Source organism: Microbacterium kunmingense (assembly GCF_023155745.1).
GTDB classification, from domain to species: Bacteria; Actinomycetota; Actinomycetes; order Actinomycetales; family Microbacteriaceae; genus Microbacterium; species Microbacterium kunmingense.
On the sequence record NZ_JAKNUS010000011.1, the window covers coordinates 43,584 to 69,436 of the forward strand.

Consider the following 25,853-nt stretch of genomic DNA (forward strand, 5'->3'; position numbering starts at 1 on the left):
CACTAGACTTCTGATGAGTTCGGAGAATGGAGTTCCTGTGATCGCCGACGTACTGGCAGATGCCGCTTCCCGCATGGACCGTGCGGTCGAGGCCGCCAAGGAGGACTTCGCGACCGTGCGGACCGGGCGCGCCAACCCGCAGCTGTTCCAGAAGATCCTCGTGGACTACTACGGGTCGCCCACGCCCCTCGCGCAGCTCGCCTCGCTGAACAACCCCGAGGCGCGCACGCTCGTGGTCACCCCCTACGACAAGTCGGCGCTGAAGGCCATCGAGCAGGCGATCCGCGACAGCCCGAATCTGGGCGCAAACCCCACCAACGACGGCAACATCGTCCGGGTGACCCTGCCCGAGCTCACACAGGAGCGCCGGAAGGAATTCGTCAAGATCGTCCGCGCAAAGGGCGAGGACGCCAAGGTGCACGTGCGCGGGATCCGTCGGAAGGCCAAGGATGACCTCGATTCGCTCAAGAGCGAGGTCGGCGAGGACGAGATCTCCCGCGGCGAGAAGGAGCTCGACGCTCTCACGCGCACGCACGTCGACGCCATCGATGACGCGCTCAAGCGCAAAGAGGCTGAGCTGCTCGAAGTGTGAGCCGGCCATGACAGACACCGCGGGCGGAGAGCGGGGCAGTGGTGCCCCCGAGGTTCCCGCGACCCGACGTAAGGCCGCGGCGGCCCGACGGGGAATGGTCGCCGGCGAGCCCGGGTTCCAGACGCACGTGCGTGCCGCACGCAGCGAACTCGAGACCCAACTCGCCCATGCGCGAGCGGAGTTCGAGGAGGCCAATGCCCGCATCACGCAGCGCACCGGCCGCAACCTCATCCTGGCGATCCTCATCGGGCTCGCGATCGGCGTGGTGGTCCTGGCCTCCCTGATCTTCTTCAAGCAGCTGTTCGTCCTGTTCGCGCTGGCCGCGAGCACCCTCGGCACCTTCGAGTTCAGCAGGGCGCTGCGGGCGTCGGGCCGCAAGGTCGATATCGTCGCTCAGCTCGTCGCGGGCACTCTTCTGGTCGTCGCCGGCTTCTTCCTCCAGCCGTGGCTGCACTGGATCGGCGCGTTCGCCGCGGTCGCACTCGTGGTCGTGTGGCGCCGGGTGGCGCAGCTGTTCGCCGACGACGGCAGACCCCACCGGCTCGTTCTGGGTGACGTCCTCATCGCCGCGCTCGTGCAGCTCTACGTCCCGTTCCTGGCGAGCCTGTGCGTCGCACTCCTCGCTCAGGACGGCGGACAGTGGTGGGTGCTGGCCTTCATCATCGTCGCCGTGGTGTCCGACACCGGCGCCTACGTCTCCGGACTCACCCTCGGTCGGGGCGGACGTCACCCGATGGCCCCGCGGATCAGCCCGAAGAAGACGTGGGAGGGCTTCGCCGGGGCGGCGGTGGCGGCCGTCGTGGCCGGGCTGCTGCTCGCTCCGCTCATGCTCGGTCTGCCGATCTGGACCGGCGTCATCATCGGGCTGGTGATCCTCGGCACGGCGACCGCCGGAGACCTCGGCGAGTCGATGATCAAGCGGGATCTCGGCATCAAGGACATGAGCTCGTGGCTTCCCGGTCACGGGGGAGTCCTGGACCGCCTCGATTCGATCCTCCCTTCCACGACGGCCGCGCTCGCGCTGTACTACCTGCTCTCTCCCCTGGGAGTCGCATGACAGATCTCCGACCGACAGACACCGCCGGCGAAGGACACGCCCGCCCTCGCGCCGCGTTCCCCGTCACGCGCGGCCGCGAGAAGGGGTACGACCGCGACGCGGTCGACGACTTCCTCCTGCGCGCCCGGGAGTCCTTCGAGGGGCGCTCTGCGGAGCCCCTCACCTCCTGGGATGTCCGCCACGCGGCGTTCGCGCTGGTCCGGGGCGGCTACGCGATCGACGCCGTCGATTCCGCCCTCGGCCGCATCGAGGACGCATTCGCCGCCCGCGAGCGGGAGGCCGAAGTCGGTCGCCTGGGCGCCGCCGGATGGGTCGGGCGCACCCGAGAGCTCGCACAGGAGGTGCTGGACCGGCTGTCTCGTCCGCCGGGGCGCCGTTTCGATCGCGTGAGCGTGCTCCGCTTCGGATACCGGGTGGACGAGGTCGACCTCGTTGCCGACCGGATCTGCCGCTACCTGGAGTCGGGCCAGACCGTGACGGTCGAGCAGGTCCGCGCGGTCGCCTTCCGCATGCAGCGCGGGGGTTACCGTGAGCAGCAGGTCGATGCCGTGCTGGACTCCGTCGTCGAGGTCATGCTCGCGGTGTCGTGACCACGTGCCGGGCGCTCATGGCGGGACCGGAATCGGGTCGGTAGACTCGGCGACACTGTGACTTCCGACGGTCCCGTTGCACACGACACGCCGGCATCCGATGAGGATGCCGCGGACGCTCGCGCCGTCGTCCCGACGAGGCGTCGTGACATCGCCGGCAGGCGCACGGCGGCGTTGACCCGCGCGGACGGCGGCATCGAACGCCGTCGCGCTCCGGCGCGCCCCGCCGCCCGGTGGTCCCGGCGACGGAGCACGGTGGCGACGTTCGCGGCCTTCGCGGCGGTGGCCTTCGCCGCGGCCTGGATCGGTCCGACCGGTGCGGCCCTCTCGCGGGCGAGTGCCGAGGAGGTGCCTCCCATCTCGCTTTACGCCAGCACCCTCGGCGACGTGCAGGCGGTCACCGTCGACGCCGGGGCCGAGGGCGAGGCCCGTTCGCTCGACCGCAGCGGCTACACCGTGTACGTCACCCCTACACCGACCCCCACGCCCACGCCGACCGCGACCAGATCGGCCTCCGCTGCGTCCTCGTCAGGATCGGGTGGCTGGGTGCCGCCCTTCGTCACTCCCGATCCCGGAAGCGCCCAGGCGATCGCCTACGACATGGTTCTCGCCCGCGGCTGGGGCGACGACCAGTTCAGCTGCCTGGTGGCCCTATGGAACAAGGAGTCCGGCTGGCGCGTGAACGCCTACAACGCCTCCAGCGGAGCGTACGGGATCCCGCAGTCGCTCCCCGGCAACAAGATGGCCTCCGCCGGAGCGGACTGGGAGACCAACCCCGCGACGCAGATCACCTGGGGCCTGGGCTACATCGCCGGACGCTACGGCACCCCGTGCGGGGCGTGGGATCACTCCACCCGCACCGGGTGGTACTGACCCGATGCCGCGCTCGCACCGTCGTCGCCCGGAACCCGCGCGCGACGACTCCTTCGAACGGCTGCTCGCCGGCTGGAAGCGGACGGAAGAGCGCCGCGGCGCGACCTGGACGGTGCAGCCCGTCTCGACGGGGCAGGCCGCCAAGTCGTACGTGTGCCCCGGATGCAGCCAGGAGATCCCGCCGTCGACGGCGCACGTGGTGGTCTGGCGGGCCGACAGCATCCTCGGCGACGCGGCCGCCCTCGCCGATCGGCGTCATTGGCACACGCACTGTTGGAGGATCGCCTGATGGAGATTCGCGGACCCGTCCTGCTGCCCGCACGCCGCGAGGACATCGAGCTTCGCACTGTCGACGGCCTCACGCTCGTGGGGGAGCTCGCCTCGCCGGAAAGCGCGGCGCCGGTCGCCACCCTCGTCACGCTGCATCCGCTCCCCACCGCGGGCGGCTTCATGGACTCCCACATCCTGCGCAAGGCGGCGGGTCGGCTGCCGGCTCTCGCCGATCTCGCCGTGCTGCGGTTCAACACCCGGGGGACCACATCCGTGCGCGGCACGAGCGAGGGATCCTTCGACGGGGGACGCAACGAGGCCTTCGATGTGGCTGCGGCCATGGCCTTCGTCCGGGAGCGCGGGCTTCCACGTCCGTGGCTGGTCGGCTGGTCGTTCGGCACCGAATTGGCGCTGAAGTACGGTCGTGACCACGACGTCGAGGGCGTGATCCTGCTCTCGCCCCCGCTTCACCGCGCGACACCGCACGACCTCGCAGGCTGGGCGGACGATCTGCGTCCCGTGATCGCGCTGATCCCGGAGTTCGACGACTACCTTCGACCCGACGCCGCCCGGGAGCGGTTCGCCGCGATCCCGCATGCGACGCTGATCCCCGTCGAGGGGGGAAAACATCTCTGGGTCGGCGAGAACCAGACCCGGCGCGTTCTCACCGAGATCGTCGCGGTGGTGAACCCCGATGCCCTTCCGCTCCCTGTGGAGTGGGACGGGCCCACCGCGGATCCTGCGTGATCGGCAGCCGCGTCAGAGCTCGTTCTGGCGCGGGATGATCACCTGTCGATAGATGATCAGGATGCTCGCGGCGACAGGGATCGCGACGAGAGCACCCAGGAGTCCGAGCAGCGAGCCTCCGGCGAGGGCGGCGATGACCACGACCGCACCCGGGATCGACACCGCCCGGTTCATGATGCGCGGGGAGATGATGTACGCCTCGATCTGCATGTAGATCAGGTAGTAGATCGCGGCGACGAGCGCGGTGGTCGGCGACCCAACGCCGGGGATAAGGCAGGTCAGCACGATGATCGTCGAACCGGTGAGGGTGCCGACCAGGGGAATGAGCGAGAAGAAGAAAGCGATGACGGCGAGCACCGCGGTGAAGGGCGCGCCGATGATCGACAAGAAGATGAAGCTGAGGATGCCGTTGGTCACGCCGAGGCTCAGCTGACCGATGACGTAGAAGCCCACCGATGCGGTGATCTGCTCGGCGAGGTCAATGAACCGCGGGCGCTTGGAGGCCGGCACCAGCTGATAGACGGCCTTCTTCAGGTTCGGGGTCGAGGCGGTGAAGTAGATGGTCAGGATGAGGACGATGAACGCGCCGCCGAGGCCCGCAATGACAGCACCGACAGCGCCGAGGACACCCTCGCCGATCGTGGTGCCTATCGATTGCAGATCGAGCGAGGTGTACCAGTCTTCGACGTATCCCCACACCAGATCGACGTTCAAAGCGGGGAAGGTGTCGCGAAGCCAGTCCTGGATCGCGTTCACAGGATCCCACGACCCACTCTCAACCAGGTTTTGAATGGCCTCGACGAGCTGGGCGATCTGCGCGACGATGATCGGGACGACCATGAGCACGATGCCGGCGAAGATGCCGAGCACCCCGAGGATCGTGATGAGCACGGCCGCCCAGCGGGGGAGTCCGCGTCGCTCCAACCAGGAGATGATCGGATCAAGGCCCAGCGACAGGAAAAGCGCCGTCCCGACATAGAGCAGGATCGTCGAGAGCGTCTGGATGCTCGCGATGAGGAGGAGCCCGAGACCCACCCCGAGAGTGGCGACGAGCGCCACGCGGAACGGATTGTGGATCTTCATCGGCGGGCGCCCTCTCTCGGCTGAGCCGGCGCGTGGGCGTCCGGCCCTGTCAGGATACTGATAGCCGGTCATCACACCGGGCACCACTCGCTCCCGGGCGACATCCAGGCGCCCTTCGGTAGTCTGGAACGTCGAGTTTTGCGCTCCACCGCGTCCTGATCGGTTTCGGAGCGAGGAGAGGTGAGGCATTCGTGCGTTTCGTGTGGGCTGTGGCGGCCTTCGTGCTGGCGGCGCTGATGATCGGCGTGGGAATCGCCCAGCGCACGGTCTTCCAGGGTCCTGACACCGAGACCGCGGCGCTCTCGCTCGAGGAGGACACGCCGTATGTGCTCGTCGAGGGCGATGTGCTCAACAGCCGCCCCGGCTCCCAGACGCTGCGCGCGCAGGGGGAGGGGACCATCTTCGCCGCGTACGGCCGCACGGCAGACCTCGAGGCCTGGCTCTCGGACACGCCCTACACGCGGGTGACGGTCGACCAGGACGGTGCCCTGGAGGCGGAGGAGGTCACGCCGAGTCTCGCCGTGGCGGACGAGACCGACGAGGGCTCGACCCCGGCGCCCGAGGAGTCCGCCGCCCCGGAGGGGGAGGCCGCCGTCGAGGAGTCCGCCGCCGGTGCCGAGGAGAGCGCGGACGAGGCGCGCAGCCCGGTCGGCTCGGACCTCTGGCTGGACGAATTCCAGCAGGAGGACGTGCTGATCGCCCCGCTTCAGCTGCCCGAGGAGATGAGCGTCCTCGTGGCGGCGGATGGCGCGGAGCCGGCGCCCGCCGACATCACCGTCTCGTGGCCGATCGCCAACGCCACGCCCTGGGCAGGTCCGCTCATCGTCGCCGGCGGCGTGATGATGGCCGTGGGCGTCTTCCTGTACATCCTGGCGATCCGTCACCTGCGCCGCTCCCGCGGCCCGCGCCGCAAAGGCCTTCCGGTGCCCGTCACCGAGCCGATCGACCTCGCCGTCGAGGGCAAGGGCAAGGGGGTGATCAGCGCGAGCGGTCGTCGTGCTCTCACCGGGGGTCGGCGTCGTCTGATCGTGGTGCCCGCCGTCGCGGTGTCCGCGCTGCTGTTCGCCGGATGCTCCTCCGAGGCGTGGCCGCAGTTCGCGCCGTCGCCGTCGCCGACCCCGTCCGCGTCGGTGATCGTGCCCGAGGGGCAGCAGGCCCCGGTCGTCACCGAGGCGCAGGCCGACCGGATCTGGACGAGGATCGCCGAGACGGTCGCCGCGGCCGACGAGGCGGCGGACGAGACCCTCGCGGCGACCCGCCTCGACGGCGCCGTCCTCGCCGCCCGCTCCACCAACTACGCCCTGCGCGCGGCGATCGGCGATTATCCGGCGCCCGCCGCGTTGCCCGCCGAGCCCCTGACGCTGGTGCTCCCGCAGGCGTACGACGAGTGGCCGCGGTCGATCGTCGGTGTCGTCGACGACACCGCCGCCAACACCTCGAGCATCATGATGCTCACGCAGCAGGATCAGTGGTCCCCCTACAAGCTGACCTACCTGGCGAGCCTTGAGGCCGCGACCGAGCTCCCGGTCGTCGCCCCTGCCTACATCGGGGCGGTCCAGCCCGCGCCGGACTCCCCGTTCCTCCTTCTCCCTCCCGCGCAGCTCGCCGAGGCCTACGCCGACATCCTGAACGCCGGGGAGGAGAGCCAGTACTACGACCTCTTCGACGTCGCCAGCGATCAGTTCCGGGTGAGTGTGGCCGGTGACCGGCAGAAGCGGTTGGACGAGTTCAACCAGACGGGCGCCTCCACCGGAGAGCTGACGTTCCAGGCCGCCCCCGGCTCCTTCGAACCTCGGGCGCTGGCGACGTTGGAGAGCGGGGCGATCGTGGCGGTGAACATCGACGAGATCGACACGGTGAAGCCCACCAACCCCGACGCCGTCATCAAGCTCGAGAACAACCCCACGGTGCGGACGCTCTCGGGCGCCGAGCAGTCGCCGACAGGCTTCACCACGACCTACACCGACCAGCTGTTCTTCTACGTGCCCGGCCAGGGCTCCACCGAGAAGATCCGCCTTCTCGGGTATGCATCCGACATCCTGAACGCGAAGGTGATCCCGTGACCGACGTCTCTCCTGGCGCGACGCTCCGTGGCGCCGTCGACCTCTCCTCCCTCCGGAACCGTCCCGCCGCCCCGGCTACCGGTGCGGCGTCACCACCGGCGGAAGGCGTGTCGGCCGCTCCGTCCGGACGCGTCGCCTCGCTCGTCATGGACGTCACCGACGCGACGTTCGGCCAGGTCCTGGAGCTTTCGCGGACCGTCCCGGTGGTCGTCGACCTCTGGGCCGAGTGGTGCGGTCCGTGCAAGCAGCTGAGCCCTGCGCTGGAGCGCGTGGTGCGTGAGTTGGACGGTCGCATCGTCCTGGCGAAGGTCGATGTCGACGCGAACCCGCAACTTGCGCAGGCCTTCCGCGCCCAGTCGATCCCGATGGTCGTCGGTGTCATCGCCGGTCAGCCGGTGCCGCTGTTCACCGGGGCGGTACCCGAGCAGCAGGTGCGAGAGGTCTTCGCGCAGTTCCTCCAGCTCGCCTCCCAGAACGGCGTGACCGGCAGCGTCGCAGCGGACGCGGACGGCGCCGAGTCGGAGGGCCCCGCGGAACCGGAGCTGCCGCCGTTGCACGCGGAAGCGGCGGATGCGATCGAGGCGGGCGACTACGCACGCGCGGTGAGCGCTTATGAGCGAGCGCTGGCCGAGAATCCGCGGGACGCCGATGCGCGCGCGGCGCTCGGCCAGGTGCGCCTCCTCCAGCGCGTTCAGGGTCTGGATCTCGCCGCCGCCCGTGCTGCCGCCGCGGCGGCCCCGCAGGATCCCGAGGCCCAATTCGCGGTCGCCGATCTCGATCTCGCCGGCGGACACGTGGATGACGCGTTCGCGCGCCTTCTCGATCTTTTCGCCGTGCTTCCCGATGATGAGCGGGCACCCGTTCGTGAGCGCCTTCTGGAACTGTTCGGCGTGATCGGTGACACCGACCCGCGGGTCATCCGGGCACGCGGCCGATTGGCCTCCCTGCTCTTCTGATCCGATCGGGTTCGACCGCCGCTCCCGCGCCGCCTCACCCCCGGGTCGGGGAGGGGATGTGCGCCGGGGTGCGGTGCCGGAGCCAGAGGACGCCGAGGGGCGGGAGCACCATCGTCGCCCGGCCGTTGTCGTCGGCGTGCACGACTCCCATGTTGCCCACACCCGAACCGCCGTACTCGCCGGCGTCGGAGTTGAGGATCTCCTCCCAGACGCCCGGTGCGGGCAGGTCGAGGGTGAACGGCTGGATGGGCACGCCCGAGAAGTTGGCGATCACCGCGACGGTGTTCCCGTGGTGGTCGCGACGGGAGAAGGCGATGACATTGGGGTCCCACGAGGGTGCCCCGAGGCGGTGGAAGGCCGACCCGTCAGCATCCCGCGACCACAGAGCGGAGTGCGCCCGATACTGGCGATTCAGCTGGGCCACGAAGTCCTGCAGCTGCCGATGCGGGGGCTGTTCCAGGAGCCACCAGTCCAGACCCCGGGATTCGGACCACTCCGACAGCTGACCGAACTCCTGTCCCATGAACAGCAGCTGCTTGCCGGGGTGTCCCCACATGTACGCGAGGTACGCGCGCATGTTCGCCAGCTTCTGCCAGTGGTCGCCCGGCATCCGCTGGAAGAGGCTGCCCTTGCCGTGGACGACCTCGTCGTGGCTGATCGGCAGGATGTAGTTCTCGCTGAACGCGTAGACGAACGAGAACGACATCTCGCCCTCGTGGTGACCGCGGTACATCGGATCGCGGGAGATGTACTGGAGCGAGTCGTTCATCCAGCCCATGTTCCACTTGAAACCGAAGCCGAGACCGGCGTGGTCGGTGGGTGCGGTCACGCCGGGGAAGCTGGTGGATTCCTCGGCGATCATGGAGATTCCGGGGTAGCGCCGATAGGCCGTGGCGTTGACCTCCTGCAGGAACGCGATGGCGTCGAGGTTCTCCCGGCCCCCGTAGACGTTGGGAAGCCACTCGCCCTCATTGCGCGAATAGTCCAGGTACAGCATCGATGCCACGGCGTCCACACGCAGGCCGTCGACGTGGAACTCCTGGAGCCAGTACAGGGCGTTCGCGACGAGGAAGTTGCGCACCTCACGGCGCCCGTAGTCGAAGATGTAGGTGCCCCAGTCCTTGTGCTCGCCGCGCCGGGGATCGGCGTGCTCGTAGAGGGGCTCGCCGTCGAAGCGGGCCAGCGCCCAGTCGTCCTTCGGGAAGTGGCCGGGCACCCAGTCCATGATCACGCCGATGCCCGCCTGGTGCAGGCGGTCGATGAGGTACCGCAGATCGTCGGGTGTTCCGAACCGCCCGGTGGGGGCGAAATAGCCCGTGACCTGGTAGCCCCAGGACCCGCCGAAGGGGTGCTCGGCCAGGGGCATGAACTCCACATGGGTGAATCCCTGATCGGTCAGGTACTCGATCAGGGGATCGGCGGCGTCACGGTACGACAGCCCCGGACGCCACGAGCCGAAGTGGAGCTCGTAGATCGACATCGCGCTCCCGGCCGGACGAGAGGCGGCGCGCTCCTTCATCCAGGCGGTATCGCCCCAGGAGAACGACGAGTCGTCGATGACGGAAGCGGTGCCGGGGGCGACCTCCGCACGGCGCGCCATCGGGTCGGCCTTCATCACCCAGGCGCCGTGGCGGGAGAGGATCTCGAACTTGTAGCGACCGCCGGCGCGGAGCCCCGGGATGAACAGCTCCCAGACCCCGCTGCCGCCCATCGACCGCATCGCATGCCCGGTGCCGTCCCAGCTGTTGAAGTCTCCGACGACGCGGACCGCCTGAGCGTTCGGCGCCCAGACCGAGAACGACGCGCCGTCGACACCGTCGTGGGTGCGAAGATGCGCACCCAGGGCGTTCCACAGCTCCTCGTGCCTGCCCTCTCCCACGAGGTGGAGGTCGAGCTCGCCGATGGTGGGTCCGTGACGGTAGGGGTCGTCCGCGGTGTACTCCGAGCCGTCGGGGTAGGTGGCGATGATGACGTACGCACGCGGGCGTGCGTCGAGAGCGCCCTCCCAGATCCCGGCGTGCTGGTGGCTCAGCGGAACGCGGGTGCCGTCGTCGAGAACGGCGACCACGGTGTCGGCGAGCGGCCGACGTGTACGGACGACCCATCCGGCGCCGTCGCGGGCGTGAAGGCCGAGCACGGAGTGCGGATCGTGGTGGGCGCCGTGGGCGACGGCGTCGAGGAGTCCGGCATCGAGGGGAGAGGGTGTGGCGGTCATGCGCGGTCCTTTGTGATGTGCAGGATGTGCACGGGTTCGGTGAAGGCGTCGAGGCGGACGAAGTTGTGGTCTGACCAGGTCCATCGCGCTCCGGTCACGAGGTCCTCGACCTCGAAGGGCTCACCCGGGGTCACGTCCCACACCCGGGTGTCGAGGTGGACCATGGTCTGGCGGGTGGAGTGCGGATCGACATTGGCGACCACGAGGATGGTGTCGGATTCGCCGGTCGGCGACAGCGCGGCATCCAGATGCTTGGAGTAGACGAGGATCGCCTCGTCGTCGCTCCAGTGCACCGCGAGGTTGCGCAGCTGCTGGAGCGCGGGATGAGCCCGACGGATCTCGTTCAGGCGCCGCAGCCACGGTGCGAGGGAGTCGCCCCGTGCCTCTGCGCCGTCCCAGTCGCGGAACTTGTACTCGTACTTCTCGTTGTCGATGTTCTCCTCCGAGCCCGGACGGGCGACGTTCTCGAACAGCTCGTACCCGGCGTAGACGCCCCACGTCGGTGACGCCGTGGCGGCGAGCGCGGCGCGGATCCGGTACCCCGGCCGTCCCCCGTACTGCAGGTACTCGGTGAGGATGTCGTGCGTGTTGACGAAGAGGTTCGGCCGCATGAAGTCGGAGGTCTCGTGCGAGATCGAGGTGAAGAACTCCTCGAGCTCGGACTTCGTGTTGCGCCACGTGAAGTACGTGTAGCTCTGCTGGAAGCCCGCCATCGCCAACCCGCGCATCATCGCGGGGCGCGTGAACGCCTCGGAGAGGAAGATGACGTCCGGATCGGCCTCGTTCACGGTGGCGATCAGCCACTCCCAGAACTGCACGGGCTTGGTGTGGGGGTTGTCGACCCGGAAGATCTTCACGCCCAGGCCGATCCAGTGCTGGACCACCCGCAGGATCTCGCCGTAGATCCCGGCGGGATCGTTGTCGAAGTTCGGCGGGTAGATGTCCTGGTACTTCTTCGGCGGGTTCTCAGCGAAGGCGATCGAACCGTCGGGGAGGGTCGTGAACCACTCGGGATGCTCGGTGACCCAGGGATGATCCGGAGAGGCGTTGAGGGCGAGGTCCAGCGCGACCTCCAGTCCGTGCTCGCGCGCCGCGTCGACGAACGCCAGGAAATCCGTCTCCGTGCCGAGATCGGGATGGATGGCGTCGTGGCCGCCCTCGGGGGAGCCGATGGCATAGGGCGATCCGGGGTCGCCGGGCTCGGAGGTCAGGCTGTTGTTCCGGCCCTTGCGATTGGTGGTTCCGATCGGGTGGATGGGCGGGAGGTAGATGACGTCGAAGCCCATGCCCGCGACGCCGGGAAGCCGGTCGATCGCCGTGCGCAGGGTGCCGCTGGTGACGGAGCCGTCCTCGTTGCGGGTGGCGCCCTCGGAGCGGGGGAAGAACTCGTACCAGGCGCCGACGCCGGCCCGCTCGCGCTCGACCAGGAGCTCTGCCTCCTCGCCGGCGCTCATGATCGCCGAGGTCGGACGCAGGGCGAACAGGCGGGCGATCTGCTCGTCGCGGACGATCTCCAGAGCCTCGGCGTCGGAGACGTCCTCGGCCCGCAACCGTGCGGCGGCGGTCATCAGCAGCTTCCGCTCGGCGGCGGAGCGGCCCTTCTCGCTGATCGCGGTGTCGAACAGGCGAGCGCCGGATTCGCGCATCACGAAGGGGTCGAGGCCGGCGGCGAGCTTGATGTCGGCGGCGTGCTGCCAGGTGGCGAAATCGTCGCTGAAGGCCTCGAAGCGGAAGCGCCAGACACCGGTCTCCAGGGGCGCCACGGTCGTCGTCCAACGGTCGAAGCCGTCGTTGAGGGGGGACAGCCGGTGCAGGGATTCATCGCCTGAGGGGGAGAAGAGCCTGACCTGAACCCCGATCAGGTCATGGCCTTCGCGGAAAGCCGTGACCGTGAAGGGGACGGCGTCACCGACGTAGGCGGACGGCCGGTACCGACCTCCGGGGACGCTCGGGAAGGGGAGGGTGAGGGGGATGCGCGGCGTCACCGTGGGCGCGGGCGCGGTCGTGGGGCGGACGGCGCGCACCGGGATCGCCGATGCCGAGCGCCAGGGACGGGGACGGGAGGAACGAGTCGTCGTGGCCACCCCACGAACCTACCGCGCAGCGTCGGCGGGCCGCAGGGCTTGCGCACAGGCGTCCGATCACTCCACGCGGAACAGCCGCATGCTCGTCGGGGGGATCTCGAGCTCGTCGCCGGGCGCGAACACGCCGTCGTGGGCCCCGGGATCCTCGTCGGCGCTGGACCACAGCGACACCAGGCGTTCGGCGTCCTTGAGCACGGGAAGGGTCACCGTCGTGGGGCGCTCGACACCGTGGATGATGAGGAGCACCCTGTTGAACGGCTCGTTCTCGGGGGTGGAGGCGGCGACGTACTGCAGCGTGCGGTGGCCGGGGTCGGTCCATCGCTCGGGCGACATGGTCTCACCGTGCTCGTCGTACCACTCCATCACCGAGGCGGAGGGGATCCGTTCGCCGAGTCGCGCGAAGCGGATCGGACGCAGCGCGGGGTTGTCCCGACGGAGTCTGGTGAGGGTTCGGACGTGGGAGAGGAGATCCTCCTGCCACGGTGCATGCTCCCAGGAGAGCCAGGTCAGGGGCGAGTCGTGGCAATAGGCGTTGTTGTTGCCCCGCTGGGTGCGACCGAACTCGTCTCCCGCGGTCAGCATCGGGATGCCGGCCGACAGCAGCAGCGTGCCGAGGAGGTTGCGCATCGCACGGCGACGGGTGGCGAGGATGAGCGGGTCGTCGGTGCGACCCTCGGCACCGTGGTTGAACGATCGGTTCGTGTCGGCGCCGTCGCGGTTCTGCTCGCCGTTGCCGAGGTTGTGCTTGACGTCGTACGACACCAGGTCGCGCAGCGTGAAGCCGTCGTGCGCGGTGACGAAGTTGACGCTCGCGAGAGGACCGCGTTCCTCGCTGAAGGTGTTCGAGGAGCCGGCCAGCCGTGTGGCGAATCCGCCGATGCCGACAGGAGGCGTGGATGCCCGGCGGGCGTAGTCGATGTCGCTCAGCCAGAAATTGCGCACCCGATCGCGGTAGCGGTCGTTCCACTCGTGCCAGCCCGGGGCGAAGTTCCCGGTCTGCCAGCCGCCCATCCCCACGTCCCACGGTTCGACGATCTTCTTGACGTCCTCGAGTGCCGGATCGTCCACGATGGCCTGAAGGAGCGGATGGTCCGGCGTGAATTCGTGACCGGCGTCGCGGCCGAGGGTCACGGCGAGGTCGAACCGGAACCCGTCGATCTGTACCTCGCGGGCCCAATACCGCAGGGAGTCCAGCACGAGGCGTGCCGCGGCATCCGTCGACGTGTCGACGCTGTTGCCGCATCCCGTCACGTCGATGTAGGTGCCGTCGTCCTGCTGCCGGTAGTACGACCGGTTGTCGATGCCGCGCAGACTCGAACGCGGTCCGCCGATGCCCTCTTCGGCGGTGTGGTTGTAGACGACGTCGAGGAGGACCTCGATGCCGGCCTCGTGCAACAGGCGCACCATGCCCTTCACTTCGCGCAGGACCGCTTCGGGTCCCTGGCGCTGCGCCTCGAGGGTCGCGTAGGCGGCGTGGGGGCTGAAGAAGTTGACGGTGTTGTATCCCCAGTAGTTCGACAGCCCGTGCTGCAGCAGGCGGGGCTCCGAGGCGAAGGCGTGGATCGGAAGGAGCTCGACGCTCGTGACACCGAGGCGGTGCAGGTGCTCGATCATCGCGGGATGCGCAAGGCCCGCGTAGGTGCCGTGAAGGGCCGCCGGGATCATCGGATGGCGCTTGGTGAGACCCTTGATGTGCCCCTCGTAGATCACGGTGCGATCAAGCGGCACGCGAGGCTTTCCCACGCCGCCCCAATCGAAACCGCCGTCGATGACCACGCAACGCCAGTCCTCCAGGCCGCTGCCGACGACCCCTCGGGCATAAGGGTCGGTGAGAAGAGTGGCGCTGTTGAAGACGTTGCCGGGTCCGGGCGGTCCGTCCACCCGTAGTGCGTATCGCGCACCGGGGTGGAGCAGCGGAGTGGTCACCGCCCAGACCCCGCCCCCTTCCGGAAGGAGGGAGGCGGTCGCGACGATCCAGTCGACGTCGTCGCGGTCGAACAGCACGAGCTCGATCGCCTCGGCGTGCGCGGACCAGACCCGGAGGGTCCCTCCGTCGGGACCCTGCCTCACGCCCAGGTCGTCCAGGTGCGGGCTCAGGAGGGAGGCGGGAGCGGAGGTGGGGGCGAGGGGGTCGATGCTGACCATGCGAACTACGATAGTGAGCGCGTGTGTCCCGCAGATGTCGGCTCGACCCGGCGGGAGGAAGGTGTCCGGCGATGACGGTGTACCTCGACCACGCGGCCACGACTGCGCTGCGTCCCGAGGCCCGCGAAGCCTGGCTCCGCGCTCACGAGGTCCTCGGCAACCCCTCCTCGATCCATGCGCCGGGCCAGTCGGCGCGACGGCTCCTCGAAGATGCCCGGGAGGTCGTGGCGGGCATCGTCGAAGCCGATCCGATCGAGGTCGTCTTCACATCCGGGGGCACCGAGGCGGTGAACCTGGCGCTGAAGGGGCTGTGGTGGGCACGATCGGGTGGCCGGGCCATCGTGTTGCCCGACGGCGAGCACCACGCCACCCTCGACACGGTCGAATGGCTCGCGCGCGCGGCGGGCGCGGAGGTGCGGGCGGTGCCCCTGGACGGGATCGGATGCATCGATGTGGACCAGTTCTCCGCCGCCGTCCCCGGCGCCGCGCTGGCGACGGCGCTGGCGGCGAACAATGAGGTCGGCACGCTGAACGACATCCCGACGCTCGCCGCGACAGCCGCCGCGTCGGGGGTGCCTTTCCATGTCGACGCCGTCGCCGCGCTCGGACGGACGCCGGTGCGCTTCCGCACCTGGCGGGGGTCGGCGAGCGGACCGGCGGGCCTCGTGGCGGTCAGCGTCGCGGCGCACAAGGTGGGAGGGCCGGCGGGGGTCGGGGCGCTGGTGGTCTCGCGCGAGGCCCGGATCGAGCCGCTCGTCCACGGCGGCGGCCAGCAGCGGGGGTTGCGGGCCGGCACCCAGGATGTCGCGGGCGCGGCCGCCTTCGCCGCGGCGCTGACGGCGACCGAGGCCGAGGCCGAGGCGGAGCGGGAGCGCCTGGCGGAGCTGTCCGGGCGTCTGCGCGAGGGTCTTCGCGAGGCCGTCCCCGATGCGGTGATCCTCGGCCCGCCGGCGACCGGGCCGGATGAACGCCTTGCGGGCAACGTCCATGTGCTGTTCCCCGGTGCGGCGGGCGAGACGCTGCTGTTCCTCCTCGATCAGGCGGGCATCGCCGTGTCGACGGGGTCGGCCTGCCAGGCCGGTGTGGCCGAGCCTTCGCATGTGGTCCTCGCCCTCGGCCGGACGGCGGCTGAAGCCCGACAGGTGCTGAGGTTCTCGCTGGGAAGGACGAGTGCCCCGTCGGATGTGGATGCTCTGCTGCGGCACCTGCCCGCCGCGGTGGAGCGCGCCCGCGCGGCATCCGGATTCCGCTCAGCGACCCCTTCGTAGACTGGCGGGCATGCGAGTACTGGCGGCGATGAGCGGCGGCGTGGATTCGGCCGTCGCGGCCGCGCGGATGGTCGATGCAGGCCACGACGTGGTGGGAGTCCATCTGGCGCTCTCCCGCGCGGGCGGCACGCTGCGCACCGGCAGTCGCGGCTGCTGCACGATCGAGGATGCGATGGATGCGCGGCGGGCGGCGGACCTGCTGGGGTTCCCGTTCTACGTGTGGGACTTCTCCGAGCGGTTCCGTGACGACGTGATCGAGGACTTCGTGACGGAGTACCGCGCCGGCCGCACCCCCAACCCGTGCATGCGCTGCAACGAGCGCATCAAATTCGCCGCCCTGCTCGAACGCGCCGTCGAGCTCGGATTCGACGCGGTGTGCACAGGGCACTACGCCCGGATCGTCGACACGCCCGCGGGGCGCGAGCTGCACCGGGCCTCGGATGCGGCGAAGGATCAGTCGTATGTCCTGGGCGTTCTGACCCCCGATCAGCTGGCGCACTCGCTCTTCCCCCTCGGCGACACGCCGTCCAAGGCCGTCGTGCGCGCGGAAGCGGAGCGACGGGGTCTGACGGTGGCGAACAAGCCCGACAGCTACGACATCTGCTTCATCCCCGACGGAGACACGCGCGGTTGGCTCGAGGAGCGGGTCGGGGTGGCGGCGGGCGACATCGTCGACCGCGCCGGAGCGGTGGTCGGTCGTCATGACGGCGCGCACGCCTTCACGGTCGGACAGCGGCGCGGACTGGCCCTCGGGGTCCCGGCGCCGGACGGCAAGCCCCGATTCGTCCTGGAGGTGCGGCCGGTGTCCAACACCGTTGTGGTCGGTCCGAGAGAGGCGTTGGCCACCGCCCGGATCGCGGGCGACCGCTTCAGCTGGACTACGCGACCGCCCGAGGTCGGCCCGTTCTCCTGCCACGTGCAGATCAGGGCGCACGCCGACCCGGTGCCGGCACGGGGTCGATTCGACGGGACCGAAGTCGAGATCACCCCCGATGCGCCCTTCGACGGTGTGGCCCCCGGACAGACGGCCGTCCTGTACGAAGGGACCCGGGTGATCGGGCAGTTCACGATCGCACGCACGGTCTCGGCGGCCCCGGAGCCGGCGGTCGCTTCCTGACCGGACCTCGCGACGGGCGTGTCGGACGCACTGCCTAGACTGACGGCGTGGCAGACCCGGTGAGCAGTTCGGCAGATCCCCTCCGCGTCGACGTGGCGCAGGCGTCGATGACACCGGAGGCGGCGCGCGCGCGAGCGGACGAACTGACCGACCGCATTCTCCGCGCCCGCGACGCGTACTACGGTGAGGACGCCGAGATCGTCGACGACGCCACCTATGACGCGTGGATGCAGGAGCTCGAACAGATCGAGCGGCTCCATCCCGAAGTGCAGGGTCAGGATTCGCCCACGCAGAGCGTGGGTGCCGCATCGGCCACCCTCTTCGCGCCGGTGACGCACGCCGAACGCATGCTCAGCCTCGACAACGTGTTCAGCGAGGAGGAGTTCCTCGCCTGGACAGGGCGGGTCGAGCGCGACGCCGGACGACCCGTTCGCTACCTCTGCGAGCTCAAGATCGACGGTCTCGCGCTCTCCCTGCGATACGAGCGGGGTCGACTGACCAGCGCGGCGACGCGCGGAGACGGACGGGTGGGCGAGGACGTCACCGAGAACGTCCGCCGCATCGGGACGATCCCGGCGGTGCTGGACGGCTCGGGTCATCCGGACGTGGTGGAGGTGCGCGGCGAGGTCTTCTTCACCGTGGCCGACTTCGACGCCCTGAACGCCTTCCAGCAGGAGCACGGCGATCGACTGTTCGCCAATCCTCGCAACGCCGCCTCCGGGTCGCTGCGCCAGAAGGCCGAGGGGAAGAGTCCGCGGCAGCTGCGCGCGATGACCGAGCGGCTCGGGCGCCTTCGGATGACGGTGCACGGCATCGGCGCCTGGAATGATCCGCCCGTTGCCGCGCAGAGCGAGGTCTATGAACTCCTTGCGGGCTGGGGACTCCCCGTCAGCCCCTATTTCCGCGTGGTGGACGACGCTGCCGGGGCTGCGGCCTTCATCCAGCACTACGGTCAGCATCGCCACGATGTCGAGCACGAGATCGACGGCATCGTCGTCAAGGTCGACGACCTCGCCCTGCATGAAGAGCTCGGCGCCACCAGTCGTGCCCCGCGGTGGGCCATCGCGTACAAGTACCCGCCCGAACAGGTCAACACCACACTGCTGGACATCGTGGTCTCCGTCGGGCGCACCGGTCGCGCGACCCCCTTCGCCGTCATGGCGCCGGCGCAGGTCGCCGGCTCGGTCGTGCGTCAGGCGACGCTGCACAATCAGGACGTCGTGAAAGCCAAGGGTGTGCTGATCGGCGACACCGTCGTGCTCCGCAAGGCGGGGGATGTCATCCCGGAGGTCCTCGGGCCGGTGGTGGAGCTGCGCGACGGCACCGAGCGCGAGTTCGTCATGCCCGACCGGTGCCCCGAGTGCGGCTCGCCGCTCGCTCCCGCCAAGGAGGGCGATGTCGATCTGCGGTGCCCGAACTCACGGTCCTGTCCCGCCCAGGTGAGGGGGCGCGTCGAGCACATCGGCTCCCGCGGAGCCCTCGACATCGAAGGACTCGGGGAGGTGTCGGCTGCCGCCCTCACGCAGCCCGTGCGGCCGGAGGTCCCGCCCCTGGTGACCGAAGCGGGGCTGTTCGACCTGACCGCCGCCGATCTCTTCCCGATCGATGTCGTGGTGCGCGACGCCGAGACCGGACTGCCGCGGCTCCTCGAGGACGGGGCGGCGGACACGCGCTCCCCGTTCCGACGGCAGCGGAAGAAGTCCGATCCGCCGTTCGATCCGGACGGCGTCTTCGACGGCGACGAGACCCACATCATCTCCCGGTCCGCACAGGAGCTGCTGGCCAACCTCGAACGCGCCAAGACCAAGGAGCTCTGGCGCTTCCTCGTCGCACTCAGCATCCGTCATGTCGGGCCCGTCGCCGCGCGCGCGCTCGCGCAGTGGTTCGGCTCGGTGAGGGCCATCCGGGAGGCCTCCCGCGACGAGCTCGCCGCCGTCGACGGGGTGGGCGGCATCATCGCCGACGCCGTGACCGAGTGGTTCGCCGTGGATTGGCACGGCGAGATCATCGACCGGTGGGAGCGGGCGGGAGCGCAGCTGGCGACTCCGGGGCACCCGGGACCCGGCGCCGGCAACGCCGGGGGAGGCGTGCTCGAGGGCGTGACCGTCGTCGCCACGGGGACGTTGGACGGGTATACCCGCGAGGGCGCGCAGGAGGCGATCCTGCGCGCCGGGGGGAAAGCGGCGTCGTCGGTGTCCAAGAAGACGGATTTCGTGGCAGCCGGTCCGGGCGCGGGCTCGAAGCTCGCGAAGGCCGAGGAGCTCGGCGTGCGCATCATCGACGCCGGGCAATTCCACCTCCTCGTCACCGAGGGACCGGCCGCGCTGGCGGTAGGGGACGATCCGGCGTCGTCGACCGAGCCGTCCTGATCAGTCGGCGTCGACGCCGCCGTTACCCGACGCCGCGAGGAGTCGCTCCCGCACCTGACGCCGCTGCACCTTGCCGATCAGTGATCGCGGTAGCTCGTCGACGACGACGACCCTCCGGGGAACCTTGTAGGCGGTGAGGATTCCGCGGGCGAACGAGCGCACATCCTCGGGATCGACCGGATCGCCGCTGGACACGACGATCGCGGCGACGACGTCCTCGCCGGAGTGGTCGGAGGGAAGACCGACGACAGCCGCATCGCTCACCCGCGGATGCTGGCGCAGCGCGTTCTCCACCTCGGTGGGCGCCACGTTGAAGCCGCCCGTGATGATCAGCTCCTTGATCCGGTCGACGATGCGCACGAACCCCTCGCCGTCGATCGTGACGATGTCGCCGGTGCGGAACCACCCGTCGACGAAGACCTGCTCGGTCTCCTCGGGGCGGCCGTGGTAGCCGTCGAAGACCTGCGGACCGCGGACGACGAGCTCGCCGGGCTCGTCGGGTGCGACGTCACGACGGGGGTCGTCCGGATCGACCACCCGGCACTCCGTGCCCGGCAGAGGCAGGCCGACCGTCCCGGGCTTGCGATTCGTGGCGACGGGGTTCGCCATGAGGACGGGCGAGCATTCACTCAGCCCGTACCCCTCGACGAGGTAACCGCCGCTGGCCTTCTCGAATGGCACGACGAGCTCGTGGGGGAGGGCCATCGCTCCCGAGATCGCCACCTGTGTCCCCTCCAGCGAGACCCCGGCCGACGCCGCCGCCGAGAGCAGGCGATCGGCGATGGGGGGAACGAGGGGAAGAAAGGTCGCGGGACGCTTCTTCGTCACTGCGAGCACCAGCGAAGGGTCGAACCGGGGGAACAGCACCAGCCGTGCCCCCATCGACATCGCGAACGTCAGGCACAGCGTCAATCCGTATGCGTGGAACAGGGGGAGCACCGCGTAGACGACGCATCCTTCCCCCCGGACGATCTCGGGCACCCAGGCGCGGGCCTGCGCAGCATTTGCGAGAAGGTTGCGGTGAGTGAGCCGCACGCCTTTCGGTGACCCGGTGGTCCCGCTGGTGTACTGCAGGATCGCGAGGTCTTCCGTCGTCGGTCCGACGTGGTCTGCGGCGAGCGGGGCTGACCTGGTCAGCTCCTCCCACGAGACCACCGAGCCCGCCGCACGGGTCACGGGTGCGTCGAGCGCCCTCCGAGCCTCGCGGGCGCGTGTCAGCGGAAGTCGCAGGGCCGTGCGCGTGCGCCACGGCATCGCCCGCCGGATCTCGACGGACACGAGCGTGTGCACCCGAAGGTCTTCGGGGAAGGAGCCGATCGTCTCCACCACCTTGCTCCACACGATGGCGTGGCGCGCGCCGTGGTCCTGGAATTGGGTGCGCAGCTCGCGCGGGGTGTACAGCGGGTTGTGCTCGACGACCACCGCACCGAGCTGGAGGACGGCGTAGAACGCGACGACGTGCTGAGGGCAGTTCGGCAGGACGATGGCCACCGTGTCGCCCGCTTCGACGCCCCGTCGACGCAGCCCCTCGGCGACGGCGCGGACCTGTGCGTGAAGCTGCCGATAGTTCATCTCGCGGCCGAAGAACTCCAGGGCGGGCGCATCCGGATACTCGCGCGCGGCGGTGTCGATGATGTTGACCAGCGATCCTGATATCGCGGGGAGATCGGCGGGGACCCCCTCGGCGTAGCTGGCTGTCCAGGGACGGGGCGGGTCGTACGTCGTCACGCCCAACACTCTATGTCCGTCACGACGGACTCTCCTCGACCGGTACGCGATCGAGGGGCTTGGAGACGACCACCTAAACTGATCGGGTGTCTGAAATCACACCCGATCTCGTGCGCCATCTCGGCGTGCTCGCCCGCATCCAGCTGAGCGACGAGGAGGTCACGCGCCTCACCGGCCAGCTCGACGTGATCGTCGACAACATCGCCAAGGTGTCGGAGGTGGCCACCGCCGACGTCGTGGCCACCAGTCACCCGATCCCCCTGCAGAACGTCTTCCGCGACGACGTCGCGGCCGATGTCCTGACCGTCGAGCAGGTGCTCCAGAACGCCCCCGAAGCCGCCGACAACCGCTTCCGCGTCACCGCCATCCTGGGGGAGGAGCAGTGACCGCTCCGGCCGACATCATCCATCTGACCGCCGCTGACCTCGCCTCCCGGCTGAGTGCCGGCGAGCTCTCCAGCGTCGAGGCGACCACCGCTCATCTCGACCGCATCCGCGAGGTCGACGGCGACGTCCACGCCTTCCTGCACGTGAACGAGCGCGCCCTCGAGATCGCCGCGGACATCGACCGGCGGCGTGCAGCCGGTGAGACGCTGGGACCGATCGCCGGCGTTCCGTTGGCGATCAAGGATGTCCTCGTCACGACCGACATGCCCTCGACCAGCGGATCACGGATCCTCGAGGGGTACATGTCGCCCTACGACGCCACGGTGGTGGCACGTTCCCGCGCCGCCGGGCTCGTTCCGCTCGGCAAGACCAACATGGACGAGTTCGCGATGGGCTCCTCCACCGAGCACTCCGCCTACGGACCCACCCGGAACCCGTGGGATCTCGAGCGCATTCCCGGCGGGTCCGGCGGCGGTTCGGCCGCCGCGGTCGCCGCGTTCGAGGCGCCCCTGGCCCTCGGATCCGACACCGGCGGGTCCATCCGTCAGCCCGCACACGTCACCGGAACCGTGGGGATGAAGCCCACCTATGGCGGTGTCTCGCGGTACGGTGCCATCGCGCTGGCCTCCAGCCTCGACCAGGTCGGTCCCGTCACCCGGACGGTGGTCGATGCCGGGCTCCTCCATGACGTCATCGGCGGTCACGATCCCCACGATGCGACCTCGCTGAAGGAGAGCTGGCCGTCGTTCGCGTCGGCGGCGCGCGAGGGTGCGTCGGGAGATGTCCTGCGCGGCCTGCGGGTCGGGGTCATCTCGGAGCTGCCCGACAGCGGGTTCCAGCCCGGGGTGTCCGCCCGCTTCCGGGCGACTCTGGACGCCATGGCGGCGCAGGGCGCTGAGATCGTCGAGGTCAGCGCTCCGCACTTCGAGTACGGCGTCGCCGCCTACTACCTGATCCTCCCGGCGGAGGCGTCCAGCAACCTGGCCAAGTTCGATTCGGTCCGATTCGGCATGCGCGTGATCCCCCACGCCGGCGCCACCGTCGAAGAGGTCATGGCTGCCACGCGGGAGGCGGGGTTCGGCGACGAGGTCAAGCGACGCGTCATCCTCGGCACGTACGCGCTGTCCGCCGGCTACTACGACGCCTACTACGGCAGCGCGCAGAAGGTGCGCACCCTCATCCAGGCGGACTTCGATGCTGCGTTCGCGCAGGTCGATGTGCTCGCGACTCCGTCGGCGCCGACGACGGCTTTCCGTCTGGGCGAGAAGCTGGATGATCCGCTGCAGATGTACCTCAACGACGTCACGACGATCCCGGCGAACCTCGCCGGCGTCCCCGGGATCTCGATCCCCGCGGGGCTCGCGCCGGAGGACGGGCTGCCGGTGGGCATCCAGTTCCTCGCGCCCGCGCGCGAGGACGCCAGACTCTACCGGGTCGGGGCAGCGGTGGAGACGCTGCTGGTGGATGAATGGGGCGGTCCGCTTCTGGACCGCATGCCGCTGTGGGGAGGGATGGCCTGATGGGTCGCGACAAGCTGATGGACTTCGATGAAGCCCTGGAGCGATTCGAGCCCGTCCTCGGATTCGAGGTCCACGTCGAGCTGAACACACGCACGAAGATGTTCTCGGCGGCGCCCAACCCCGCCCACAGCGCCAACCACGACGCCGCGCCGAATACGCTCGTCGCCCCGGTCGACATGGGTCTTCCCGGCGCCCTGCCCGTCGTCAACGAGGAGGCGGTTCGCGCCTCGATCAGCCTGGGTCTCGCCCTCGGCTGCCGCATCGCGCCCTCGAGCCGGTTCGCCCGGAAGAACTACTTCTACCCCGATCTCGGCAAGAACTATCAGATCTCCCAGTACGACGAGCCGATCGCATTCGAAGGATCGGTGGAGGTCGAGCTGGAGGACGGCACGGTCGTGACCGTCGCGATCGAGCGCGCCCACATGGAGGAGGACGCCGGCAAGCTCACCCACGTCGGCGGCTCCACCGGTCGCATCCAGGGGGCGGAGTACTCCCTCGTCGACTACAACCGCGCCGGGGTGCCGCTCGTGGAGATCGTCACCAAGCCGATCTTCGGGGCCGAGCATCGCGCTCCCGACATCGCCAAGGCCTACGTGCAGACCATTCGCGACATCGTTCTCGCGCTCGGGATCTCCGACGCCAGGATGGAGCGGGGCAATCTGCGCTGCGATGCGAATGTCTCGCTCCGCCCTCGCGGGCAGGAGAGGTTGGGGACCCGCACCGAGACGAAGAACGTCAATTCGATGCGCTCGGTCGAACGAGCCGTCCGCTACGAGATCCAACGCCAGGCGGCAATCCTCGCCGCAGGGGGCATGATCACCCAGGAAACCCGTCACTGGCACGAGGACACCGGCACCACGTCCCCCGGGCGTCCGAAGTCCGACGCGGACGACTACCGGTACTTCCCCGAGCCGGATCTGCTGCCCGTCGCCCCGGCGCCGTCCCTCATCGACGAGCTCAGGGCGGGTCTGCCGGAGCAGCCCGTGGTGCGTCGCCGCCGACTCAAGGCCGATTGGGGCTTCGCTGACATCGAGTTCCGCGGCGTGGTCAACGCCGGCCTCCTCGGTGAGGTGGAGGCGACGGTCGCTGCGGGCGCGACGCCTGCCGCGGCTCGGAAGTGGTGGATGAGCGAGATCAGTCGTATCGCCAACGCCGACGGACGCGAGCCGGGCGAACTCGTGACCCCGGCTCAGGTCGCGCAACTGCAGCGGCTCGTCGACGAGGGGACGCTCACCGACAAGCTGGCGCGACAGGTGCTCGAGGGCGTGATCGCCGGCGAGGGCGACCCGGCCGACGTCGTCGCGTCGCGCGGACTGGCCGTCGTCTCCGACGACACCGCGCTGATCGCCGCCATCGACGACGCCCTGGCTGCCCAGCCCGATGTCCTGCAGAAGATCCGTGATGGCAAGGTGCAGGCGGCAGGGGCCGTCATCGGTGCGGTCATGAAGGCGATGCGCGGCCAGGCGGACGCGGCACGGGTGCGCGAGTTGATCCTCGAACGCGCGGCGCAGTGACCGGATGTCGGCGCCACCGCCGACAATGGCGACATGGGTCGCGGTGACGGCAGCGGCCGGCTCGTCTCTGCGGACGGAGCGGATGACACGGGAGCCGGCATCCTTCACGTCGACATGGACGCCTTCTACGCGTCCGTCGAGGTGCTGGACGACCCCGCGTTGCGCGGCAAGCCGCTGATCATCGGCGCACCGGAAAGCCGGTCCGTCGTGTCCAGCGCCTCCTACGAAGCGAGGCGCTACGGGGTGCGCTCGGCCATGCCGGTGTCCCAGGCGCTGCGGCTGTGCCCGACCGCGCTGGTGATCCCGCCGCGCTTCCCGCGCTATCTCGAGTTGTCCGCGCAGGTGATGACGCTCTTCCGTGAGATCACGCCGCTGGTCGAGCCGCTGTCGATCGACGAAGCGTTTCTGGATGTCCGCGGCGTGCGCAGACTGTGGGGGAGTCCGGGGGAGATCGCCCGACTCCTGCGCGCGCGGGTGCGGGACGAGCTCGGCCTGCCGTGCTCCGTCGGCGCCGCAGCGACCAAACATGTGGCGAAGATGGCCTCCACGCTGAGCAAGCCCGATGGCCTGCTCATCGTCCCGGAAGCGGCGACGACACGATTCCTGGCGTCGCGTCGGGTCGGCGAGCTGTGGGGCGTGGGCCCGAAGGCGACCGAGACGCTCGCGGCGCGGGGGATCCGGACGGTTGCCGACCTCCTCGAATCGCCGCCCGGCGTCATCGATCGCGCACTCGGTTCGGCGCTCGGACACCGCGTCCGGCAGCTGGCTCGTGGTATCGATCCCCGGGAGGTCGAGACGACGCGCGCAGAGAAGAGCGTGGGGCACGAGGAGACCTTCACCACGGATGTCGACGACCCCGGCGCGCTGCGCGTGGAGCTGCGGCGACTGGCCGACCGGGTCGGCGCGCGCCTCAGGGAATCGGGGTGGGAGGCCGCGACGGTGTCGATCAAAGTCCGCTTCTCGGACTTCAGCACCGTGACCCGCGCCCAGACACTCCCCGAGCCGACGTCGGTCGGACAGCGGATAGGAGCGGCCGCCATCGACCTGTTCGAGCTCCTCGACCGCCGGCTTCCCATCCGGTTGATCGGCGTCCGGGCGGAGAAGCTCCGATCCTCCGGCGCAGCGTCGCCGATGCTGTGGGACGACGACGAGGGCTGGCGGAGAGTCGAGGGGGTGCTCGACGGTGCTGCGGCGAAGTTCGGTCGCGGAAGCATCACCCGCGCAACACTTCTCGGCGGTCAGGTCAAGGGTGGGGATCAGGCTGGGCAATGATCAC

Annotated in this window: 20 protein-coding genes; 15 read left to right on the plus strand and 5 right to left on the minus strand. The window is 69.7% G+C overall.

Features of this window, described 5'->3' with window-relative positions; all coding sequences use genetic code 11:
- The first annotated feature begins 37 nt into the window (after window positions 1-37).
- Genes frr through MA875_RS14650 form a run of 6 tightly spaced genes read left to right on the plus strand, consistent with a single transcriptional unit; the run spans window position 38 to window position 4,129 of the window.
- The gene (frr, locus tag MA875_RS14625) at window positions 38-592 is read left to right on the plus strand and encodes a ribosome recycling factor (protein WP_248242996.1); all 555 of its coding nucleotides are present in this window, start codon (window positions 38-40) and stop codon (window positions 590-592) included.
- A 7-nt stretch (window positions 593-599) separates the two neighbouring features.
- Window positions 600-1,649: a phosphatidate cytidylyltransferase gene (locus MA875_RS14630; RefSeq protein WP_248242997.1), complete on the plus strand. Its 1,050-nt coding sequence runs from the start codon at window positions 600-602 to the stop codon at window positions 1,647-1,649.
- Window positions 1,646-2,239: a DivIVA domain-containing protein gene (locus tag MA875_RS14635; protein WP_248242998.1), complete on the plus strand. Its 594-nt coding sequence runs from the start codon at window positions 1,646-1,648 to the stop codon at window positions 2,237-2,239. The genes MA875_RS14630 and MA875_RS14635 overlap by 4 nt, the downstream gene beginning before the upstream one ends.
- Window positions 2,240-2,296: 57 nt before the next feature.
- Window positions 2,297-3,112 carry an aggregation-promoting factor C-terminal-like domain-containing protein gene (locus MA875_RS14640; RefSeq protein WP_308221537.1) on the plus strand — a complete coding sequence of 272 codons (816 nt, stop codon included), beginning with the start codon at window positions 2,297-2,299 and terminating at the stop codon, window positions 3,110-3,112.
- Between the two features lie 4 nt (window positions 3,113-3,116).
- Entirely contained in the window at window positions 3,117-3,401 is a 285-nt protein-coding gene (locus tag MA875_RS14645; RefSeq protein ID WP_248242999.1) for an Rv1322 family protein, read from the plus strand.
- Window positions 3,401-4,129 (plus strand): alpha/beta hydrolase, encoded by a 729-nt coding sequence (locus MA875_RS14650; RefSeq protein ID WP_248243000.1) that lies wholly within the window; start codon window positions 3,401-3,403, stop codon window positions 4,127-4,129. Before MA875_RS14645 ends, MA875_RS14650 begins: the two co-directional genes overlap by 1 nt.
- A 12-nt stretch (window positions 4,130-4,141) precedes the next feature.
- Here MA875_RS14650 and MA875_RS14655 read toward each other — a convergent pair whose 3' ends face one another.
- Window positions 4,142-5,212, minus strand: a complete 1,071-nt coding sequence (locus MA875_RS14655; RefSeq protein WP_248243001.1) for an AI-2E family transporter — start codon at window positions 5,210-5,212, stop codon at window positions 4,142-4,144.
- 191 nt (window positions 5,213-5,403) lie between these two features.
- On the opposite strand from MA875_RS14655, the gene MA875_RS14660 reads away from it, so the two are divergent.
- Both MA875_RS14660 and MA875_RS14665 read left to right on the plus strand, forming a co-directional pair.
- The gene (locus MA875_RS14660; protein ID WP_248243002.1) at window positions 5,404-7,275 is read left to right on the plus strand and encodes a DUF8094 domain-containing protein; all 1,872 of its coding nucleotides are present in this window, start codon (window positions 5,404-5,406) and stop codon (window positions 7,273-7,275) included.
- The gene (locus MA875_RS14665) at window positions 7,272-8,231 is read left to right on the plus strand and encodes a tetratricopeptide repeat protein (RefSeq protein ID WP_248243003.1); all 960 of its coding nucleotides are present in this window, start codon (window positions 7,272-7,274) and stop codon (window positions 8,229-8,231) included. The genes MA875_RS14660 and MA875_RS14665 overlap by 4 nt, the downstream gene beginning before the upstream one ends.
- A gap of 34 nt (window positions 8,232-8,265) precedes the next feature.
- Here MA875_RS14665 and glgB read toward each other — a convergent pair whose 3' ends face one another.
- The 3 genes from glgB to glgX are packed head-to-tail and all read right to left on the minus strand — an operon-like array spanning window position 8,266 to window position 14,675.
- Entirely contained in the window at window positions 8,266-10,446 is a 2,181-nt protein-coding gene (gene glgB, locus MA875_RS14670; RefSeq protein ID WP_248243004.1) for a 1,4-alpha-glucan branching protein GlgB, read from the minus strand.
- Window positions 10,443-12,530: an alpha-1,4-glucan--maltose-1-phosphate maltosyltransferase gene (locus tag MA875_RS14675; protein WP_372492591.1), complete on the minus strand. Its 2,088-nt coding sequence runs from the start codon at window positions 12,528-12,530 to the stop codon at window positions 10,443-10,445. The genes glgB and MA875_RS14675 overlap by 4 nt, the downstream gene beginning before the upstream one ends.
- Before the next feature lie 57 nt (window positions 12,531-12,587).
- The gene (gene glgX / locus MA875_RS14680; RefSeq protein WP_248243005.1) at window positions 12,588-14,675 is read right to left on the minus strand and encodes a glycogen debranching protein GlgX; all 2,088 of its coding nucleotides are present in this window, start codon (window positions 14,673-14,675) and stop codon (window positions 12,588-12,590) included.
- A gap of 71 nt (window positions 14,676-14,746) precedes the next feature.
- On the opposite strand from glgX, the gene MA875_RS14685 reads away from it, so the two are divergent.
- The 3 genes from MA875_RS14685 (at window position 14,747) to ligA (ending at window position 19,429) form a co-directional block, all read left to right on the plus strand.
- Window positions 14,747-15,943, plus strand: coding sequence for a cysteine desulfurase family protein (locus MA875_RS14685; RefSeq protein WP_248243006.1), 1,197 nt, complete (start codon window positions 14,747-14,749; stop codon window positions 15,941-15,943).
- Window positions 15,944-15,953: 10 nt separating this feature from the next.
- Window positions 15,954-17,060: a tRNA 2-thiouridine(34) synthase MnmA gene (mnmA, locus tag MA875_RS14690; RefSeq protein ID WP_248243007.1), complete on the plus strand. Its 1,107-nt coding sequence runs from the start codon at window positions 15,954-15,956 to the stop codon at window positions 17,058-17,060.
- A 107-nt stretch (window positions 17,061-17,167) separates the two neighbouring features.
- The gene (ligA, locus tag MA875_RS14695) at window positions 17,168-19,429 is read left to right on the plus strand and encodes an NAD-dependent DNA ligase LigA (RefSeq protein WP_248243070.1); all 2,262 of its coding nucleotides are present in this window, start codon (window positions 17,168-17,170) and stop codon (window positions 19,427-19,429) included.
- Here ligA and MA875_RS14700 read toward each other — a convergent pair whose 3' ends face one another.
- Complete coding sequence (locus MA875_RS14700) at window positions 19,430-21,157, minus strand: long-chain-fatty-acid--CoA ligase (protein WP_248243008.1); 1,728 nt, start codon at window positions 21,155-21,157, stop codon at window positions 19,430-19,432.
- Window positions 21,158-21,243: 86 nt separating this feature from the next.
- On the opposite strand from MA875_RS14700, the gene gatC reads away from it, so the two are divergent.
- Genes gatC through dinB form a run of 4 tightly spaced genes read left to right on the plus strand, consistent with a single transcriptional unit; the run spans window position 21,244 to window position 25,849 of the window.
- The gene (gene gatC, locus MA875_RS14705) at window positions 21,244-21,543 is read left to right on the plus strand and encodes an Asp-tRNA(Asn)/Glu-tRNA(Gln) amidotransferase subunit GatC (protein WP_248243009.1); all 300 of its coding nucleotides are present in this window, start codon (window positions 21,244-21,246) and stop codon (window positions 21,541-21,543) included.
- Window positions 21,540-23,063 carry an Asp-tRNA(Asn)/Glu-tRNA(Gln) amidotransferase subunit GatA gene (gatA, locus tag MA875_RS14710; RefSeq protein WP_248243010.1) on the plus strand — a complete coding sequence of 508 codons (1,524 nt, stop codon included), beginning with the start codon at window positions 21,540-21,542 and terminating at the stop codon, window positions 23,061-23,063. Before gatC ends, gatA begins: the two co-directional genes overlap by 4 nt.
- Window positions 23,063-24,577: an Asp-tRNA(Asn)/Glu-tRNA(Gln) amidotransferase subunit GatB gene (gatB, locus tag MA875_RS14715; RefSeq protein ID WP_248243011.1), complete on the plus strand. Its 1,515-nt coding sequence runs from the start codon at window positions 23,063-23,065 to the stop codon at window positions 24,575-24,577. Before gatA ends, gatB begins: the two co-directional genes overlap by 1 nt.
- Before the next feature lie 33 nt (window positions 24,578-24,610).
- Complete coding sequence (dinB, locus tag MA875_RS14720; protein WP_248243012.1) at window positions 24,611-25,849, plus strand: DNA polymerase IV; 1,239 nt, start codon at window positions 24,611-24,613, stop codon at window positions 25,847-25,849.
- The last annotated feature ends 4 nt before the right edge of the window (window positions 25,850-25,853 follow it).

What these genes read in the sequence shown, in the direction of transcription:
- MA875_RS14650 (WP_248243000.1), top strand. Translation starts at nt 3,401, where the DNA reads ATGGAGATTCGCGGACCCGTCCTGCTGCCCGCACGCCGCGAGGACATC.
- gatB (WP_248243011.1), top strand. Translation starts at nt 23,063, where the DNA reads ATGGGTCGCGACAAGCTGATGGACTTCGATGAAGCCCTGGAGCGATTC.
- MA875_RS14655 (WP_248243001.1), bottom strand. Translation starts at nt 5,212, where the DNA reads ATGAAGATCCACAATCCGTTCCGCGTGGCGCTCGTCGCCACTCTCGGG.
- glgX (WP_248243005.1), bottom strand. Translation starts at nt 14,675, where the DNA reads ATGGTCAGCATCGACCCCCTCGCCCCCACCTCCGCTCCCGCCTCCCTC.
- MA875_RS14685 (WP_248243006.1), top strand. Translation starts at nt 14,747, where the DNA reads ATGACGGTGTACCTCGACCACGCGGCCACGACTGCGCTGCGTCCCGAG.
- glgB (WP_248243004.1), bottom strand. Translation starts at nt 10,446, where the DNA reads ATGACCGCCACACCCTCTCCCCTCGATGCCGGACTCCTCGACGCCGTC.
- MA875_RS14645 (WP_248242999.1), top strand. Translation starts at nt 3,117, where the DNA reads ATGCCGCGCTCGCACCGTCGTCGCCCGGAACCCGCGCGCGACGACTCC.
- MA875_RS14635 (WP_248242998.1), top strand. Translation starts at nt 1,646, where the DNA reads ATGACAGATCTCCGACCGACAGACACCGCCGGCGAAGGACACGCCCGC.
- ligA (WP_248243070.1), top strand. Translation starts at nt 17,168, where the DNA reads ATGACACCGGAGGCGGCGCGCGCGCGAGCGGACGAACTGACCGACCGC.
- dinB (WP_248243012.1), top strand. Translation starts at nt 24,611, where the DNA reads ATGGGTCGCGGTGACGGCAGCGGCCGGCTCGTCTCTGCGGACGGAGCG.
- mnmA (WP_248243007.1), top strand. Translation starts at nt 15,954, where the DNA reads ATGCGAGTACTGGCGGCGATGAGCGGCGGCGTGGATTCGGCCGTCGCG.
- MA875_RS14630 (WP_248242997.1), top strand. Translation starts at nt 600, where the DNA reads ATGACAGACACCGCGGGCGGAGAGCGGGGCAGTGGTGCCCCCGAGGTT.